This window comes from Pseudomonas sp. AIG (genome assembly GCF_977020205.1).
In genome coordinates this window covers 71723-89833 of the sequence record NZ_CDROCK010000017.1, presented here as the reverse complement: position 1 = coordinate 89833, position 18111 = coordinate 71723, and the positions used below count along the sequence as shown (strand labels likewise).

Here is an 18111-nt window from a genome sequence, read left to right as displayed (position 1 = left end):
GGTCCTGCGCGAAGTCAGTTCAAATGAGAGTGATTCTATTTAACTTGCGCGCCGACACAAAGCTTTTTATCCGCTAGACCTTTTGTGAACGCTTCAGCGTCTCACTCGGCAACTCCTTGAACAACGTCCGATAACTGCTGGAAAACCTTCCCAAATGCCAGAACGACCAGTGCATGGCCACCTCGGCCACGGTGGTTTCCGTAGGGCGGCGCTTGAGCAATTCGCGGTGTGCGCTGTTCAGTCGGCGCAGGCGCAGCCAGTGACTCGGGGTCATCCCGGTGTAGGCCTTGAACGCCTGCTGCAATTGCCGCAATGGCACCCCTGCCACGTGCGACAGCTCAAGCAGATTGACGGTGTCTTCTGGCGAATCCGCCGCCCACTCGCCTACCCGTTTCATGATCATCCGTTCTTCGCTACGCCGCTGTAAGCCACCGCGATCAAGACTGGTGTGGGCGTTATCGAGAATGAACAGGCAGTCTTCCAGTAACTGCTGAGTCAGCGCATCTGTATCAAACGGATCAATGGCTTGCGATAACTTCGTGAGAGTTGAGCTTAACCAGCGACTGAACAAGGCGTTCTGTCCGCAATTGAGTTGCGTCATGAACAGTCCTTCGAGTTTCGCCAGATCCAGACCGTGTTGACGGACAAATTCCGGGCCGAACACCACGGCGATTTCCTGGTAGTTCTCCGGGGTGATCCAGATATTGCGACTCTCTTCGTTGAGCAAATAAAGCGCGTTGTCACTGCGATCAAAACAGAACGCCAAGGCACCCGACGGCGCACTGAAATTCTGCTCGACGCGGGTGTTCATCTGCTCCTCATAGACCTCGACACCCTGCAGATCCAGATAGCGGATCTGCCCGGCGAAATGGCCCGGCGACATCTGTTGGTAATGCTGGACCCAGCCCGGCGTAACACGGACCTGCTCGGCGACATCGGCGGTGCTGAACGCTTGAACCTGTAACGAATTGCACGTTGTCATGGGGTGACCTTGCGCACTCTTTTGGTGCGCTTTGGTGCTGCTTAAAGTGGATAGATGGAACTGCAAGGCTCGCCCAAGATAGTCGTCAACGCGCCACAGGGGAAGGGGCGGAAGATGAAACCCGCCCTCCCCGGCGCCTATAAAACCAATAACGAGGTCTTTATGAATGCCCCTTTCGATCAGCTGTTCACGTGGCTGAAAGATCACAAGATTACCGAAGTCGAATGTGTGGTCAGCGACCTGACCGGCATTGCCCGCGGCAAGATCGCACCGACCAACAAGTTCCTGCATGAGCGAGGCATGCGCCTGCCGGAAAGTGTGCTGCTGCAAACGGTAACCGGGGATTTTGTCGACGACGACATCTACTACGACCTGCTCGATCCCGCCGACATCGACATGGTCTGCAAACCAGTGGCTGACGCGGTCTACGTGATTCCGTGGGCGATCGAGCCGACCGCCATCGTCATCCACGACACCTTCGACAAGTTCGGCAACCCGATCGAACTATCGCCGCGCAACGTGCTGAAGAAAGTCTTGCAGCTGTACACCGACAAAGGCTGGAAGCCGATTGTTGCGCCGGAAATGGAGTTCTACCTGACCCAACGCTGCGAAGACCCGGACTTGCCGCTGAAGGCACCGCTCGGCCGCTCGGGCCGTGCGGAAAGCGGTCGTCAGTCGTTCTCCATCGACGCCGCCAACGAATTCGATCCGCTGTTCGAAGACGTCTACGACTGGTGCGAACTGCAAGGTCTGGACCTCGACACGCTGATCCACGAAGACGGCCCGGCGCAGATGGAAATCAACTTCCGTCACGGCGACGCGCTGGATCTGGCCGACCAGATCACCGTGTTCAAACGCACCATGCGTGAGGCGGCGCTCAAGCACAATGTCGCCGCGACCTTCATGGCCAAACCGATTGGCGATGAACCGGGCAGTGCCATGCACATTCACCAGAGCGTGGTGGAGATCGCCACCGGCAAACCGATCTTTGCCAACGCCGACGGGCAGATGAGTGAACTGTTCCTGCACTACATCGGCGGTTTGCAGAAGTACATCCCGAAAGTGCTGCCGATGTTCGCGCCGAACGTCAACTCGTTCCGCCGCTTCCTGCCGGACACCTCGGCGCCGGTCAACGTTGAATGGGGCGAAGAAAACCGCACTGTGGGTCTGCGTGTACCGACTTCCAGCCCGGAAGCCATGCGCGTGGAAAACCGCCTGCCGGGCGCTGATGCCAACCCGTACCTGGCGATTGCCGCGAGCCTTCTCTGCGGTTACATCGGCATGGTTGAAGGCATCGAACCGAGCGCTGCGGTCCATGGCCGTGCTTACGAGCGCCGCAACCTGCGCCTGCCGATCACCATCGAAGAAGCGCTGACGCAAATGGAAGAGTGCGAGACCGTTGCGCAGTACCTGGGCGACAAGTTTGTCCGTGGCTACGTCGCGGTGAAACGTGCCGAGCATGAAAACTTCAAGCGCGTGATCAGTTCCTGGGAGCGTGAGTTCCTGATGCTCAGCGTCTAGCCGAACCTAAAAGATCCCCTATGTCGATCGTTCCCACGCTCTGCGTGGGAATGCAGCCCGGGACGCTCTGCGTCCCATCCAAAGCCGAACGCGGAGCGTCCGTTGAGGCATTCCCACGCAGAGCGTGGGAACGATCATTCTAAGAAGAGGTGTCGAAATGCGTCTGTTGAAATCCGTACTCCCGGTTGCCCTGAGCGTGCTGTTCAGCATCGGAGCCCAAGCCCAACCCCAGGTCAGCGTCTACAACTGGACCGACTACATCGGCGAAACCACCCTCGCCGACTTCCAGGCCAAAACCGGGATCAAGGTGATCTACGACGTTTTCGATTCCAACGAAACCCTCGAAGGCAAGCTCCTCGCCGGCCGTACCGGCTATGACGTCGTGGTGCCGTCCAACCATTTTCTCGCCCGTCAGGTAAAGGCCGGCGCGTTCCTCAAACTCGATCGCTCGCAGTTGCCGAACTTCAAGAACCTCGACCCGAAGTTGCTCGAACTGCTGGAGAAAAACGATCCGGGCAACCAGCACTCGGTGCCGTACCTGTGGGGCACCAACGGCATCGGCTACAACGTCGACAAGGTCAAGCAAGTGCTGGGCATCGATCACATCGATTCCTGGGCCGTGCTGTTCGAACCCGAGAACCTGAAGAAACTTACGCAGTGCGGCGTGTCGATGATGGACTCCGCTGACGAAGTGTTCCCGGCGGTGCTCAATTACATGGGCATGGACCCGCGCAGCGAGAACCCGGAGGACTACAAAAAAGCCGAAGCCAAACTGCTGAGCATCCGCCCGTACATCACCTATTTCCATTCCTCGAAATACGTGTCAGACCTGGCCAACGGCGATATCTGTGTGGCCTTCGGTTACTCCGGCGACGTGTTCCAGGCCGCCAACCGCGCCAAGGAAGCCAAGAACGGCGTGAACATCGCCTACGCGATTCCAAAGGAAGGCGCCAACCTCTGGTTCGACCTGCTGGCCATCCCGGCCGACGCGAGCAACACCAAAGAAGCCCATGCGTTCATTAATTACCTGCTCGATCCGCAAGTGATCGCCAAGGTCAGCGCTTCGGTCGGTTATGCCAACCCGAACCCGGCCGCCAAGCAGTACATGGATCCGCAACTGGTCAACAATCCTGAGGTGTATCCGCCTCAAGACGTCCTCGACAAGCTCTACATTTCTACCACCCCGCCCCAGGCGATCATGCGTCTGATGACCCGCTCCTGGAGCAAAGTGAAGTCGAACAAATGAATCAGTACACCCAAGAACACGCTCGCTCCTACTACGCTGCTTCGGCGCGGGCGACCGCCCCTTATCCGGTATTGGACGGTGACCTGACGGCCGATGTCTGCGTGATCGGCGGCGGGTTCACCGGGGTCAACACCGCCATCGAGCTGGCTCAGCGCGGATTGTCGGTGGTGTTGATCGAAGCCCGGCGTATCGGCTGGGGCGCCAGCGGGCGCAATGGCGGCCAGTTGATTCGCGGCATCGGTCATGAGGTCGAAGGATTCGCCAAGTACGTCGGTCAGGAAGGCGTGCGCTATTTGCAGCGCGCCGGAATCGACTCGGTGGACCTGGTGCGTCAGCGCATCGGCGACAACGGCATCGAATGTGATCTGCGCTGGGGCTTCTGCGACCTGGCCAACACCCCCGCGCAGTTCGCTGCGTTCAAGGATGAATTGCTCGACCTCGCCGAACTCGGCTATGCCCACGAAACCCGTCTGATCGGCCCGGAGCAGATCCGCCAGCACGTGGTGAATTCCGACATCTATGCCGGCGGACTGGTCGACATGGGTTCCGGGCACCTGCACCCGCTGGATCTGGTGCAGGGCGAGGCGCGACTGGCGGCGTCACTCGGCGTGCGAATTTTCGAGCAGAGTGAAGTGCTGGAAATCATCCACGGTCCGACCGTTCAGGTGCGTTGCGCCAAGGGTTCAGTGCATGCCGGCAGTCTGGTGCTCGGTTGCAACGCGCATCTGGACGACCTCGAACAACAACTCAGTGGCAAAGTCCTGCCGGCCGGCAGTTACATCATCGCCACCGAACCGTTGTCCGAGGCGCGCGCCGCGCAACTGATCCCGCAGAATCTGGCAGTCTGCGATCAGAAAGTCGGCCTCGATTACTACCGGCTCTCGGCGGACCGGCGCTTGCTGTTCGGCGGTGCCTGCCATTATTCCGGGCGCGATCCGGCGGACATCGCCGCCTATATGCGACCGAAGATGCTCAAAGTCTTCCCGCAACTGGCGGACGTGCGCATTGATTACCAGTGGGGCGGCAAGATCGGCATCACCGCCAACCGCTTTCCACAGGTCGGCCGGCTCAAGCAACACCCGAACGTGTTTTATGCGCAGGGTTATTCCGGGCATGGCCTGAACGTCACGCACTGGTGCGCGAAACTGCTCGGCGAGGCGATTCATGCCGGTCACAGCCAAGGCATGGACGTGTTCAGCGGCGTGCCGCACATGACCTTCCCCGGCGGCCCGGCCTTGCGCTCGCCACTGCTGGCACTGGGGATGTTCTGGTATCGCCTGCGGGAAATGCTCGGCTGACAGCACAAACCGCGCTGACACGATCTGATCGTTCCCACGCTCTGCGTGGGAACGCAGCCCGTGACGCTCCGCGTCACTGGACGCAGAGCGTCCCTTGAGGCATTCCCACGCAGAGCGTGGGAACGATCATCAAGCGCAGGTGAGCTATACACATTTGCTCTATCGCCAAGCACTTCTATATTGATGAGGTGCTTTGGCGTTCCTGACGCTCAGTGCCCAATCAATCGAGGAGGACATGGATGAAGTCGTCAGCCACCGACGAGCCGCGAGCGCCAGGCCAAGCCCCAGTCAAAACCCGCCGTTTCAGCATTTCACTCGTCTGGATCGTGCCGATTGTGGCGGTGCTCGTGGGCATTTCGCTGGTGGTGCACAACTTGATGCAGGAAGGCCCGACGATCATCGTCAACTTCAAGACCGGCAGCGGCCTGACGGCCAACAAGACCGAGGTCAAATACCGCAACGTGGTCATCGGTCAAGTGACGGATGTCGAGTTGAGTGGCGACCAGAAAAGCGTCGACGCCACCATCAAACTGTCCAAACAGGCGGAAACCTTCACACGCGAAGATTCACAGTTCTGGGTGGTGCGTCCGCGCATTGGCGCCGGCGGCGTTTCGGGCATCGACACCCTGCTTTCCGGTGACTACATCGGCGCCGACGTCGGCCAGTCCGATGGCCGCGCAAAGAACTTCAAGGGTCTGGAAAATCCTCCACCGATCACCTATGGCGAACCCGGCAAGCGCTTCATGTTGCACGCGCCGGACCTCGGTTCGCTGGACATCGGCTCACCGGTTTATTACCGCAAGATTCCGGTCGGCCAGGTCGTCACTTACGCCCTCAACCCGGAAGGCAAAGGCGTGGATATCGAGGTGTTCATTCACGCGCCGAACGACGCGTTCGTCACCGAAAACACCCGCTTCTGGAATGCCAGCGGCATCGACATCAATGTCGGTGCCAACGGTTTTGCCGTGAAGACCGAATCGCTGTCGACCCTGCTGGTGGGCGGTATTGCGTTCCGTGCTCCGGAATACAGTCCCAACGATGTGGCTGCCGCCGACGACAAGGATTTCGAACTGTTCGCCGACCAGCAAACCGCCCTCGCCCCGCCGAACGGCAAGGCGCAATACATGGTGTTGCGTTTCGAACAGTCACTGCGCGGACTCAAGGTCGATGCGCCGGTCGAGTTCCTCGGTATGGAAATCGGCCGGGTCGTGGGCATCAACCTGGATTTTGATGCGAAAAAACGCACCTTCCCGCTTAACGTCGGCATCGTCATTTACCCGCAGCGTCTCGGTCAGGCCTACAAAAAGATGCTCACCGAATTCAAGCACGACCCCAACGACGAAGCCGCCGGCATCCGCCTGCTGGGCACCTTCATCGATAATGGCCTGCGTGCCCAGGCGCGCAGTGGCAACCTGCTGACCGGCCAGTTGTACGTGGCACTGGACTTTTTCCCGAAAGCGGAGAAAGTCGCGTTCGATCCGAGCGCTCGCCCGGTCGTTCTACCGACCGTTCCCGGCAGTCTCGAACAACTGCAGGAAAAACTCGAAGCGATGGTCAATAAGATCAACGCACTGCCGATTGAACGCATCGCCGGCAACCTCGACAGCAATCTGGTCGAACTGCGCAAAAGCCTGACCCAGTTCAACGCCAAGACCTTGCCGGGCGTGCAGAGCACCCTCGCCGACGTCAGCAAGACCTTGCAGTCCGCCAGTTCAACGCTCGCCGAAGATTCGCCGCAACGCGAGAAACTCACGGAAACCCTCGACGAACTCGGGCGCATGTCTCGCTCCCTGCGTGAACTCTCCGACTATCTCGGTCGTCATCCGGAATCGCTGATCCGCGGTCGCCCCGACAACGCCGCGCCACTGGATCTGAAAGGACCGCCACGCAATTGAGCACAGGAGCTACCCCAATGGCTTTACCGCTGAAGATCACCGTGCTCGCTGCCTTCATGCTGCTGGGCGCGTGCCGCAGCGACCCGATCAGTTTTCACACGCTGACCCCGGTGCAACTGAGCAATAAGGGCGCCGGCACGCAGATTCCGATCGAAGCCCTCAGCGTGCCGCCACAGGTCGACCGTGCGCAAATCGTTATCCGCCAAGGCAGCAGCGGCCTGGCGATTCTGGAAACCGATTGGTGGGGGGCGACACTTGCCGATGAGCTGCGCGGTGCGCTGAGCGATCAATTGAGCAATACCGGCGGCCAGGGCACTGCCTCGGTACGCATCGAGGTGCAGCGCTTTGATTCGATTCCGGGTCAGTACGCCTTGATCGACGCCAAATGGCGCCTGCGTCCATCAGGGGCGACCGACAGTGGCCTGCTGACCTGTCGCTCGACCTTGCAAACACCTTCAGGCCCGAGCATCGATGAGCTGGTGACGGCCCAGCAGAACAACGTCAAACGTCTGGCTGCAGCGATCAGTCAGGCCGCTGGCAATCCGCGTGGCTGTCCGCCCTCCTCCTGAATCAGCGTCACCGTGAAACGACAGCCGTTGGGTTCACGGGTGGTGAGCTGCACTTGCCAGTGTTGCTGGCTGCAGATCCGCTGCACCAGCGAAAGCCCCAACCCGAGTCCTTCGCCGCGCTGTTCGTCACCGCGCACGAAGGGCTGGAACATCGCATGGCGCTGTTCTTCCGGGATACCAATGCCGCTGTCTTCGACCACGAAGCTGTTTTCGAGCAAGGTCAGGCGCACGTAACCGTGGTCGGTGTAATGCCAGGCGTTGCGCAACAGGTTGCCCATCACTGATTGCAGAAAGGTCAGGTTGAAGCGTCCGGCGCCCGCATGCAGCGGATCGTAGACAAACTCCAGGCCTTTTTCGCGGATCAAGCGGCCCCATACCTCTGTCTGCGCATCGGCGATTTCCTTCAGCGTGCACGTAGATTGCACGCGAACCTCTTCAGGCTTGCGCGCCAGCATCAGAAAGGTTTCGACCAATTGGCGCATCTCGTGGCTGGCCCGGGCAATCCGGCTGACTTGCGCTGTCGAGCGGGTATCAAGCGACGGATTGGCCAATAGCAATTCACAGGACGTGCTCAGCACCATCAACGGCGTGCGCAGTTCATGGCTGACGTCGCTGGTGAAGAGTTTTTCGCGGCTCAAGGTCGCGCGCAGGCGTCCCAACGTCTGATCGAATGAAAGCGCCAGCTCGCCGACTTCATCGGCGGCGTAATCAGGATGCAACGGCGGCGCCACCTCGATGAGCTGATCGCGGTGGCGCACCTGTCGGGCCAGACGAATCACCGGCGCCATGACCCTTCGTGCGAGCAATCGCCCAAGCACCAGCGCCAAAACGATGCTGAGGATGAATCCGACAATCACCACAATAAACAGCAGATGCTCACGCTGTTCGAGGCTTTCCTGGTCACGCAGCAGCACGTATTTGCGCCCGCCGACGGCTTCGACCATGGCGTAGAAGTCATCACCGTGGAAGGTGATTTCCTGAAAACCCAAAGGTAACTCGGCCAGTTGTCGAGTCAGTGCCAACGGCCCCTGCCCGCCCTCGAAGAAAAACAATTCGCTTTTTTCCGGCGTATGACTCCAGAGGCTGACGTCGTCCATCGCCAATAACCGGTGCAGGCCGCCGCTCAGCGTGGTGGTGGTCAACTTGCGCTCCACCACGTGCACGGTGGCGACGATGCCCAATGCAAACACACCGGCCACAAGAGCACTCATCAGGGCGAACACGATCACGATCCGTTTCGTCAGGCTTTGCTTGAGATCCATGCGCTTGAGTGGCCCCTTGTTTATCCGTGTCACGGCAACGATAGCCCAGCGCTACGCCGTTGCCCGGTAATCCTGAGCGTCACCGCAACGGTGCAGACTTGGTAAGGCCCTCCGATAAATAAAAACAACAATTGAGTTTATTTATCAAATGGCCGTTTTAGTTGCCCTGATCAACTTCCGGCAATTTTTTCACATGTTCTTCACCGCGCCCCGACGAGCGTGAACGTAGTGTTCAGCCAGCATTCAAGTTAACAGTCGTAAAGTTGCTCGCTGCCCAAGCCTTACGTTGCACTGAATGAACTATCTGGCGTTTCAAGAGGCGACATTGTGGCGCAATTATTTCAGTTGAAACATTTATTCCGCTACCGGCGTACGCCGCGCTTTCGGCTATGGATTGCACTGGTGTGCGTCGTGCTTGTGGCCATTCTGGTCAGCGGATTTGTCTGGTGGCCACGCTCGCCGACCGACCTCGATCATGCCGGGCACAGCACCACCGCTGAATGGATAAAAGCCTGGCGGGCCGGTGAAGTCGTTGCGCTGGTGCGGCACACCGAACGTTGTGACCGCTCAAGCAATACCTGCCTGGGCCCGGCGGATGGCATCACCGAAGTGGGCAGCAGCGCGGCGCAAGCGGTCGGTCAAGGCTTCGTCAGACTGGGCATGCAGCGGGCCGAGGTGTTGAGCAGCCCGCTGACCCGCACGGCGCAAACCGCGCATTACATGTTCGGCCACGATGCCCTTGCCGAAGACTGGCTGGCCACGTGCGGGCCGACACTTCGCGATGAAATCGTCGCGCGCAAAGTGGCGCAGCAGAATCTTGTGCTGGTCACTCACAGCGGCTGCATCAGTGATTTTGAAAAACAGACCGGTTTTCCTCACGCGATTGCCGCCGAATATGGAAGCACCTTACTTGTACGAATTGATAACCGGAAACAACTTACAGTGCTGGGCATTATCAATACACCGTTCTGGCAGACATTAGACGTTACACATAACCAATGAAAAAACCGCCACGGCTTCTCGTGTTTTAAGCCAGATACTATTTATTCGCCCCAAGGCCCAGTTATGACGTCCGATACCCCACCGTTGCGCCACGCTGCCCGTCATTTGCTGCAACCTCCCTCGCTGATCGAGCGCTGGGCGATCCCCGGGCTGATCCTGGCCTTTGTGCTGTTCTATCTGCTGCCGCTGATGACCCACGGTTTGTGGATCCCCGATGAAACCCGCTACGGCCAGATCAGCCAGGAAATGCTCCTGAGCGGCAACTGGGTCGCGCCGCACTTCATGGGCATTCGCTACTTCGAGAAACCGATTGCCGGCTACTGGATGATCGCCATCGGTCAGGCGATTTTCGGCGACAACCTGTTCGGTGTGCGCATCGCTTCGGCGCTCAGTACCGGGGTCAGCGTCTGGCTTGCGTACCTGTTGGCGCGCCGGCTCTGGAACAACCCGCGCATCAGCGCGGCGTGTGCCCTGCTGTACATGAGTTTTGGCCTGATCGCCGGTCAGGCAGGCTACGCCAACCTCGATCCGCAGTTCACCTTGTGGGTCAACCTCAGTCTGGTGGCGGTGTGGTTTGCCATCGACAGCAGCACCACAAAGGCCCGCCTCGGCAGTTGGGCATTGCTCGGCGCCGCTTGTGGCATGGGCCTGATGACCAAGGGCTTTCTAGCCCTGCTGCTGCCGGTGCTGATCGCCCTGCCCTACATGATCTGGCAGCGCCGTTTCGGCGAACTGCTGCGCTACGGCCCGGTGGCGGTGCTGGTCGCCGCATTGGTCAGCGTGCCGTGGGCACTGGCGGTACACGTGCGTGAGCCGGACTTCTGGCGGTTCTTCTTCTGGCATGAACACATCCGCCGTTTCGCCGCTGGCGATGATGCCCAGCATGCACGGCCGTGGTGGTTCTATCTGCCGTTGCTGTTTGCTTCGACGTTGCCATGGGCGCTGTTATTGCCGTCGACGCTGATTCGTACCTGGCGTGAAAAACACGAGGCAAAAACCGCGTTTCTGGCGCTGTGGTTTGTGCTGCCGCTGATCTTTTTCAGCCTGAGCAGCGGCAAGCTGCCGACCTACATCATGCCGTGCCTGTTTCCTCTGGCCCTGCTGATGGGTTACACCGTGGTCAACTGGCTGGAGCAGCGCAACACGCAGGTTCTGCGCCTGAACGGGCTGATCAATACCGTAATGGGCAGCGTTGCCCTGATTGCGCTGATCTACCTGCAAGCGAGCAAGGAACTCTACGAAAACACCGAGATGTTCAGCCTGTCGCTGGTGTTCATCGTGCTGATCGGCTGGATCATCGCCAATGCCCTGCAAGTCATGCGGCCGCTGACGATGTGGGCCATGCCGGCGCTCGGCATCGGTCTGCTGATCGCCTTGCTGCCCGCCGCCATGCCGGCGCAAATCGTCGACAGCAAGATGCCCGACCAGTTTATTGCCGAGCATCAACAGGCCTTGAGCGAAGCGTCCTCGCTGTTGAGTAATGACCTTGGCGCCGCGTCGGCCTTGGCGTGGCGTCTGAAGCGGCCGCAAGTGGACCTGTTCAATACCGTCGGTGAACTGAAATACGGCCTCGACGATCCGGCCATGGCTGCCCGCAAGGTCGGTCTGGACGATGTCGGCCAGTGGATGACCGAAGCGCGCAAACAAGGCTCGGTGGCGGTAGTGATGCGCGTCAACAGCACCCAGGAAGCCCAGGAAATCGAGCTGTTGCCGGCAGATGGCAAGCATTACCAGCGCGGCAATCTGCAGATCTACATCTTCGCCAAGCGCCAGCCATGACCTCAACGGTCACAGAACGCAGGGCGTTATGGATTCTGCTGGCGGCGACCGCCCTGATGCTGCTGCTCGGGTTGGGCAGTCGCGAACTCTGGGGCGCGGAAACCCGCTGGGCCAATATCGCCCTGCAGATGCTGCAAAGCGGTGACTACTTCGATCCGTATCTCAAGGGCGATCCGTACTACGACAAGCCGTTGCTGTCGTACTGGCTGATCACCGCGACTTCCTGGCTGACCGGAGGCCTGGGGCCTTGGTCATTGCGCTTGTCGTCGGTCATTTCGGCGTGGTTCAGCGTCTGGCTGGTGTACCTGCTGGGCGAGCAATTGTTTCGCAAGGGCACCGGGCTGATTGCCGGATGGATGTTGGCGACGACGTTCTATTTTGTCTTCTGGGCAAGGGTCGCCACTGCCGACATTCTCACGGTCTGCGGGGTCCTGGCGGCGGTGTGGTGGTATTGGCGCGGGCCGGATGACACCCGGCTCTGGCGCTACGTGGTGTTTTTCGGCCTGCTGTCGTTGACGTCATTGTTCAAAGGCTTGATTGGTTTCATTCTGCCGGGGCTGGTCCTGCTGCCGCATCTTTTGCATGGCGGGCGCTGGAAACGCCATCTCAACCTGCGCCTGTGCGCCGCGCTGCTGATCGCAGGCGCGTTCTATGGGTTGCCGTTCCTGCTCTCGCATATTTACGGATCCCCCGACTATCGGCAAAGCGGTCTGGAACTGGTGTTGCGGGAAAACGTCGTGCGGTTTTTCCAGCCGTTCGACAACATCGGGCCGATTTACACGTATTTGTTGTACCTGCCGGTCTACACCCTGCCCTGGGCGCCGTGCTGGATCATCGCCCTGTGGATGGCGCAGAGAAACTGGCGAAACATCGAGCCGAACACCCGCTGGTTGATTCAAGGCCTTGGCCTGTTGCTGCTGTTTTTCACTGCCAGCGGTAGTCGACGCAGCTATTACGTGTTGCCACTGGTGCCATTCGCGCAACTGCTCGGTGCGTGGTGGATCACCCGACGCATGGCGACACGCAACCCCGAAGGACGAGGATTGAAAATTGGTTTTGCGGTCGCCACAGTCATGATGGCCGGTGTGCTCGGCGTGCTGTATCCGTGGACCAACAGCGCTGGCGGCGTGATCCGCTTCGGCGCAACCGTGCGCGAGCAGGCCAGCCAACAGGCACCGCTGAATCAGTGGCGCATGGTCATGATCGAGGTCGACAACAAAGTGCCGATGTACCTGCAAACCGGCGGCGCGCCCTTCTACTACGTGGCAGAAACCGCTGATTTTCCCCGTGCCGGCACCAGCGCTGCGTTGTTCGCCTGGCTGGAGCGCACTAGCGGTCAGCATTGGGATGCGCAACGCACCATCATCGTCGCGCAATACCGAAATGGCGATTCGCTGCCGCTGGATTATCTGAGCGCAGACCACCGGATCATCACCACCACGCCAACCCGCGGCGAACAAGTGTTCCATGGCCGCGCCGACCAGAGCGTCGCCTACCTGCCCAATCCCTCTTGAACACCTGACGCGGAATGACGCACGGCAACCGCGCGTCACCGAGTCGCTGCTAATCTGAATGGCAATGACATGTATTAACGGTTTGTTTGACGTTTTTTTCTCATTTGCCTCTCTACATTGCCTGCGGCTGAATATCTGCAAATCATTCGCATTGAAGTCTGCCCGCGAATGCCTGCCCATAACGTCTAAAAAATCAGGAGCGTCACCGTTATGAATTCAAAGGTCCCGTCCTTTCTGAAACGTGCATTGTTGGTCACCGCCCTGCTCAGTGCCGGCCACGCCTTCGCGGCTGACGGTGTTGGCTTGCTGGTTTACAACGCCCAACACGAAAGCCTGACCAAGGCCTGGGTCGCCGGGTTCACCGAAGAGACGGGCATTCCGGTGACGATTCGCAATGGCGACGACACCGAAATGGGCAACCAGATCGTGCAGGAAGGCGCGGCCTCGCCGGCAGACGTGTTCCTCACTGAAAACTCCCCGGCGATGGTGCTGGTCGACAACGCCAAGCTGTTCGCCCCGATAACCCCCACCACGCTGGAACAAGTGGATGCGGCGTACCGCCCTGCCCACGGCCAATGGATCGGCATCGCCGCGCGTTCAACGGTGTTCGTCTACAACCCGGCGAAACTGGCGGAAAAAGACCTGCCGAAATCCCTGCTCGATCTGGCCAAACCGGAGTGGAAAGGCCGTTGGGCTGCCTCGCCGGCCGGTGCCGACTTCCAGGCCATCGTCGCCGCCGTGCTCGAGCAGAAAGGCGAAGCCGCCACGCTCGACTGGCTCAAAGGCATGAAAACCAACGCCACCGTGTATCGCGGCAACAGCGCCGTGCTCAAAGCGGTGAACGCCGGGCAGATCGACAGCGGCGTGATCTATCACTATTACAGCTTCGTCGATCAGTCCAAGACCGGCGAAAACAGCAAGAACACCCAGCTTTATTACTTCAAACATCAGGACCCGGGCGCGTTTGTCAGTACCTCCGGCGCTGGCGTGCTGGCCTCCAGCAAACACCAGGAAGAGGCGCAGAAGTTCGTCAAATACATCACCGGCAAAGAAGGCCAGGAGATTCTGCACAGCGGCACCTCGTTTGAGTACGCGGTCGGCAAAGACGCACCGTCCAACCCGAAACTGACGCCGCTGAAAGATCTCGACGCACCCAAAGTCGATGCGTCCAAACTCGACAGCAAAAAAGCCGTCGAGCTGATGACCCAGGCGGGAATCCTGTAAGTGCTCCCCGAAACCCTTCCTGCGCAGGTCGCTGCGGCCTCCTCCGCCACCCTAAGGTTAAAACCCCGCGCCCTGACCGGGCGCGGTGGTTCTTGGGTGGTTGCACTGGCCGTCGGTGTTTCACTGTTGTCGTTGCTGCCGATCGCGTTTGTGCTCGGTGTGTCGTGGGCCACCGGTTGGGCGACCATCGAAGCGTTGGTGTTTCGCCCACGGGTGGCGGAACTGCTGATCAACACCGTGCTGCTGGTGTTGATCACGCTGCCGCTGTGCATCTTGCTTGGCACCGCACTGGCCTGGCTGACCGAGCGCACCAACCTGCCCGGTCGACGCCTGTGGTCATTGCTGGCCGTGGCGCCGCTGGCAGTGCCCGCGTTCGTTCACAGCTATGCGTGGGTCAGTCTGATTCCTTCGATTCACGGATTGCCGGCGGGCGTGCTGGTGTCGGTGATCGCTTATTTTCCGTTCCTTTATCTGCCGGTGGCGGCGACGTTGCGTCGCCTCGACCCGGCGATTGAGGACGTTGCCGAATCCTTGGGCCTCAAGCCCTGGGCGGTGTTTTTCCGGGTGGTGTTGCCGCAACTGCGTCTGGCGATCTGTGGCGGTGCGTTGCTGGTCGGCTTGCACCTGCTGGCCGAGTACGGCCTGTACGCGATGATTCGCTTCGACACGTTCACCACGGCGATTTTCGACCAGTTCAAATCGACCTTCAACGGCCCGGCAGCGAACATGCTGGCGGGCGTTCTGGCGTTGTGTTGTCTGGCCATGCTCACCGTCGAATCCGCCGCCCGGGGCAAGGCGCGCTATGCCCGCGTGGGTTCCGGCAGCGCGCGCGAACAGCGCACCGTGTTACTGAGTCGCGGCACCGTCATGCTCGGGTTGGGGCTGCAAGGGCTGACCTGTCTGCTCGCCCTCGGCGTGCCCTTACTGACGCTGGGTCGCTGGCTGATTGCCGGAGGCGTTGAGGTCTGGGGCGGCGGCGAATTGTTGCCGGCGCTGCTGCAAACCCTGTCATTCGGTGTCGCCGGTGCGCTGTTGACCAGTCTGGCGGCGATACCGATTGCCTGGCTGTCGATCCGCGCACCGGGCAAATTGCAGCGCCTGCTCGAGGGCTGCAACTACATCACCAGTTCACTGCCGGGGATTGTTGTGGCACTCGCGTTGGTCACCGTGACCATCCATTTCGCCCGACCGATCTACCAGACCACCCTCACCGTACTGCTCGCCTACCTGCTGATGTTCCTGCCGCGTGCGCTGGTCAGCCTGCGCGCCGGGTTCGCCCAGGCGCCGGTTGAGCTGGAAAACATTGCGCAAAGCCTCGGCCGTTCGCCGCTGCGTGCCTTATGGCTGATCACCCTGCGTCTTGCCGCGCCGGGTGCTGCCGCTGGCGCCGCACTGGTGTTTCTGGCGATCACCAATGAATTGACCGCGACCTTGCTGCTCGCGCCTAACGGCACGCGCACCTTGGCCACCGGTTTCTGGGCCATGACCAGCGAAATCGATTACGCCGCTGCGGCGCCTTACGCGCTGTTGATGGTGCTGCTTTCGCTGCCGCTGACGGCCCTCCTCTATCACCAATCCAGGCGCACCGCTGGCCGATGAACGCACTCGAACTGATTTCCCTGAACAAGTCCTTTGGCGCGCAGAAAGCGCTGGATGACATCTGCCTGTCCGTACCGACCGGCAGTCGCACGGTGATTGTCGGCCCGTCCGGCTCAGGTAAAACCACACTGTTGCGGATGATTGCCGGTTTCGAATTCCCCGACGCCGGTAGCCTCACACTCAACGGTCAGGTGCTGGTCGACAGCACCCACGCCGTGCCGGCTTATCAACGGCAGATCGGCTATGTGCCGCAGGACGGCGCGCTGTTTCCGCACATGACCGTCGCCGCCAACATCGGTTTCGGACTGGCGCTGACCGGCACCGCCAGAGAGGAACGGATCAAGGCATTGATGGACAGCGTCTCGCTGGACGCCAACATGGCCAACCGTTGGCCACATGAATTGTCCGGCGGCCAGCAGCAACGGGTTTCCCTCGCTCGGGCATTGGCGCAACAACCGCGACTGATGCTGCTCGATGAGCCCTTCTCCGCCCTCGACACCGGCCTGCGCAGTGCGATGCGCAAAATGGTTGCGCGCCTGCTGGAGGACGCTGGCGTCACGACGATTCTGGTCACCCATGATCAGGGCGAAGCGTTGTCCTTTGCCGATCAGTTGGCAGTGATGCGCGGCGGACGGCTGGTGCAGTCCGGGCATCCGATGGACCTCTACCGTTATCCCGACGATGAGCAGACCGCGCACTTTCTCGGTGAAGCCGTGGTCATGCCGGCGCGGATCGAATCCGGTCTGGCTCACTGCGATCTCGGCCAGGTGCCGGTGAACAGCAACGGTTTTAGCGGCAACGCGCAGATCATGCTCAGGCCCGAGCAGTTGCAGTTGTCCGGCGCAGTGGCCGGTAATCACGGCTGTCCTGCCGTGGTCACCGAACGCGACTTCGCCGGCAACACCTGCACCCTCACCGTCGAACTGCGCTCGCCGGTCAGTCAGGATCTCGGCCGTTCGCTGCTGGTACGCAGTTCCGGCATGCACGCGCCACCGCCCGGAAGCGACGTGCAGCTATCGGTGCTCGGTGCGGCTCACGTCTTCGCGGTTTCCTGATCACAGGTCGAAGCGATCCACCGCCCGCCGCCGCTCGTTGTCATCGCGCACATCGTAGTTGGCGGTGGTCTGGATGTTGCTGTGGTGCGCGAGCTTCTGCGCGATCGACAGATCATGTTCCTCGATGACCCGCGTGATAAACGAGCGGCGGAAGTCGTGCGGCATGATCTTCACCCCGACCTGCGTGCCACGCTGACGGGCAATGTAATAGATCGCATGTTTGGTGATGCGCTCGCGGGTGATATGGCTGCCGCGACGGATGCGATTGAACAGAAAGCCATCGTCGCTCTCGCCTTCCTTGAGTTGCGAGCGACGCAGCTCCAGCCACGCATCGAGTTTGGCGAACGCCCAGGCCGGCGCGTACTTGATCAATTGTTTATTGCCCTTGCCGGTGACGGTCAGGCTGCGCTCAGTGAAATCGACCTGATTCAAGTCAAGGTCCACCGATTCGGATTTACGCATACCGGTGCCGTACAACAACGCAATCACCGCTGCGTCGCGCAGCCCCTGCGGGCGCGGATCGGCAGCGCAGACTTCCATCAATTCATGGATCAAAGTGCGCTTCAAGTTGCGCCCCTGCGACAACCGCGTACCGGCAATGGCTTTGACCGAACGCATCTTCAACAGATGATCCTGAGAGATCAGGCTCATCCGCCAGGCTTCATTCATTACCCCGCGCACGGCATTTACATAAAGCGAAGAAGTGTTCGGCGCATAGTTGTCTTCGCGCAAAGCAGCGACCAGGGCGACGACATCTTCAGGTTGTAATGCGTGCCAGGGAATATCCTCGACATTCATGTCTTCAAAACCGAGACGGTCGGCCGCATCCTGCAAAACATAGCGCATGGTCAGCTGGCTGGAAGGAGCCAGGCGCGCCAGATACAGGGTCATCGGATTGGTTTGGCGGGTTTGCAGCGGTACAACGGACAAGTCAGTCAAACGTAAAGGCCTTGAGTAAAAACAATTCAACACACCAACTAATAACTGCAACATTCCCAGTATAAGGGGAATACTTCTGTAGGACTTTTCTACTAAAAATGACGATAAGCGGTAGAAGTCTGAACAGTGGCTGTATGGGGTTCAGATAAACGATTCGCCGACCGGTTTTTCATGTTCCTTTCACAAAAACGGGCATAACCTTAATTCCAACAGATCCCGTGCCGGC

At 59.9% G+C, this 18111-nt stretch carries 14 protein-coding genes; 11 read left to right on the top strand and 3 right to left on the bottom strand.

The features are described 5' to 3' along the window. Positions 1–73 precede the first annotated feature (73 nt). Positions 74–982 (bottom strand): helix-turn-helix domain-containing protein, encoded by a 909-nt coding sequence (locus tag ACWR1S_RS12655; RefSeq protein ID WP_454563725.1) that lies wholly within the window; start codon positions 980–982, stop codon positions 74–76. 162 nt (positions 983–1144) lie between these two features. On the opposite strand from ACWR1S_RS12655, the gene ACWR1S_RS12650 reads away from it, so the two are divergent. The 5 genes from ACWR1S_RS12650 to ACWR1S_RS12630 all read left to right on the top strand — a co-directional run bounded on the left by ACWR1S_RS12650 (position 1145) and on the right by ACWR1S_RS12630 (position 7511). After that, complete coding sequence (locus ACWR1S_RS12650; protein WP_454563724.1) at positions 1145–2503, top strand: glutamine synthetase family protein; 1359 nt, start codon at positions 1145–1147, stop codon at positions 2501–2503. Between the two features lie 157 nt (positions 2504–2660). Next, positions 2661–3749, top strand: coding sequence for a polyamine ABC transporter substrate-binding protein (locus ACWR1S_RS12645; protein ID WP_454563723.1), 1089 nt, complete (start codon positions 2661–2663; stop codon positions 3747–3749). After that, positions 3746–5047 carry an NAD(P)/FAD-dependent oxidoreductase gene (locus tag ACWR1S_RS12640; RefSeq protein ID WP_454563722.1) on the top strand — a complete coding sequence of 434 codons (1302 nt, stop codon included), beginning with the start codon at positions 3746–3748 and terminating at the stop codon, positions 5045–5047. The genes ACWR1S_RS12645 and ACWR1S_RS12640 overlap by 4 nt, the downstream gene beginning before the upstream one ends. A 239-nt stretch (positions 5048–5286) precedes the next feature. Then, complete coding sequence (locus ACWR1S_RS12635) at positions 5287–6942, top strand: PqiB family protein (protein WP_454563721.1); 1656 nt, start codon at positions 5287–5289, stop codon at positions 6940–6942. 17 nt (positions 6943–6959) lie between these two features. Next, positions 6960–7511 carry a PqiC family protein gene (locus ACWR1S_RS12630; RefSeq protein ID WP_454563720.1) on the top strand — a complete coding sequence of 184 codons (552 nt, stop codon included), beginning with the start codon at positions 6960–6962 and terminating at the stop codon, positions 7509–7511. On the opposite strand, the gene ACWR1S_RS12625 is transcribed toward ACWR1S_RS12630, so the two are convergent. After that, positions 7469–8773 carry a sensor histidine kinase gene (locus ACWR1S_RS12625; protein ID WP_454563719.1) on the bottom strand — a complete coding sequence of 435 codons (1305 nt, stop codon included), beginning with the start codon at positions 8771–8773 and terminating at the stop codon, positions 7469–7471. The two genes, ACWR1S_RS12630 and ACWR1S_RS12625, sit on opposite strands and share 43 nt — an antisense overlap. Positions 8774–9100: 327 nt before the next feature. Between ACWR1S_RS12625 and pmrG the strand changes: the two genes are divergently transcribed. The 6 genes from pmrG to ACWR1S_RS12595 all read left to right on the top strand — a co-directional run bounded on the left by pmrG (position 9101) and on the right by ACWR1S_RS12595 (position 16946). Beyond that, entirely contained in the window at positions 9101–9775 is a 675-nt protein-coding gene (gene pmrG / locus ACWR1S_RS12620; protein WP_454563718.1) for a lipopolysaccharide core heptose(II)-phosphate phosphatase PmrG, read from the top strand. A 63-nt stretch (positions 9776–9838) separates the two neighbouring features. Next, a complete protein-coding gene (gene arnT, locus ACWR1S_RS12615) occupies positions 9839–11554 on the top strand; it encodes a lipid IV(A) 4-amino-4-deoxy-L-arabinosyltransferase (protein ID WP_454563717.1) in 1716 nt (571 codons plus the stop codon). Further along, a complete protein-coding gene (locus tag ACWR1S_RS12610; protein WP_454563716.1) occupies positions 11551–13068 on the top strand; it encodes an ArnT family glycosyltransferase in 1518 nt (505 codons plus the stop codon). The genes arnT and ACWR1S_RS12610 overlap by 4 nt, the downstream gene beginning before the upstream one ends. A gap of 210 nt (positions 13069–13278) precedes the next feature. After that, positions 13279–14292: an iron ABC transporter substrate-binding protein gene (locus tag ACWR1S_RS12605; RefSeq protein WP_454563715.1), complete on the top strand. Its 1014-nt coding sequence runs from the start codon at positions 13279–13281 to the stop codon at positions 14290–14292. Further along, complete coding sequence (locus tag ACWR1S_RS12600; protein WP_454563714.1) at positions 14293–15891, top strand: ABC transporter permease; 1599 nt, start codon at positions 14293–14295, stop codon at positions 15889–15891. After that, positions 15888–16946, top strand: a complete 1059-nt coding sequence (locus ACWR1S_RS12595; protein WP_454563713.1) for an ABC transporter ATP-binding protein — start codon at positions 15888–15890, stop codon at positions 16944–16946. Before ACWR1S_RS12600 ends, ACWR1S_RS12595 begins: the two co-directional genes overlap by 4 nt. Here the strand turns inward: ACWR1S_RS12595 and ACWR1S_RS12590 are convergent, their stop codons facing one another. After that, on the bottom strand, positions 16947–17837 hold the full coding sequence (locus tag ACWR1S_RS12590; RefSeq protein ID WP_454563737.1) for a site-specific integrase: 891 nt from the start codon (positions 17835–17837) through the stop codon (positions 16947–16949). Between the last annotated feature and the right edge of the window lie 274 nt (positions 17838–18111).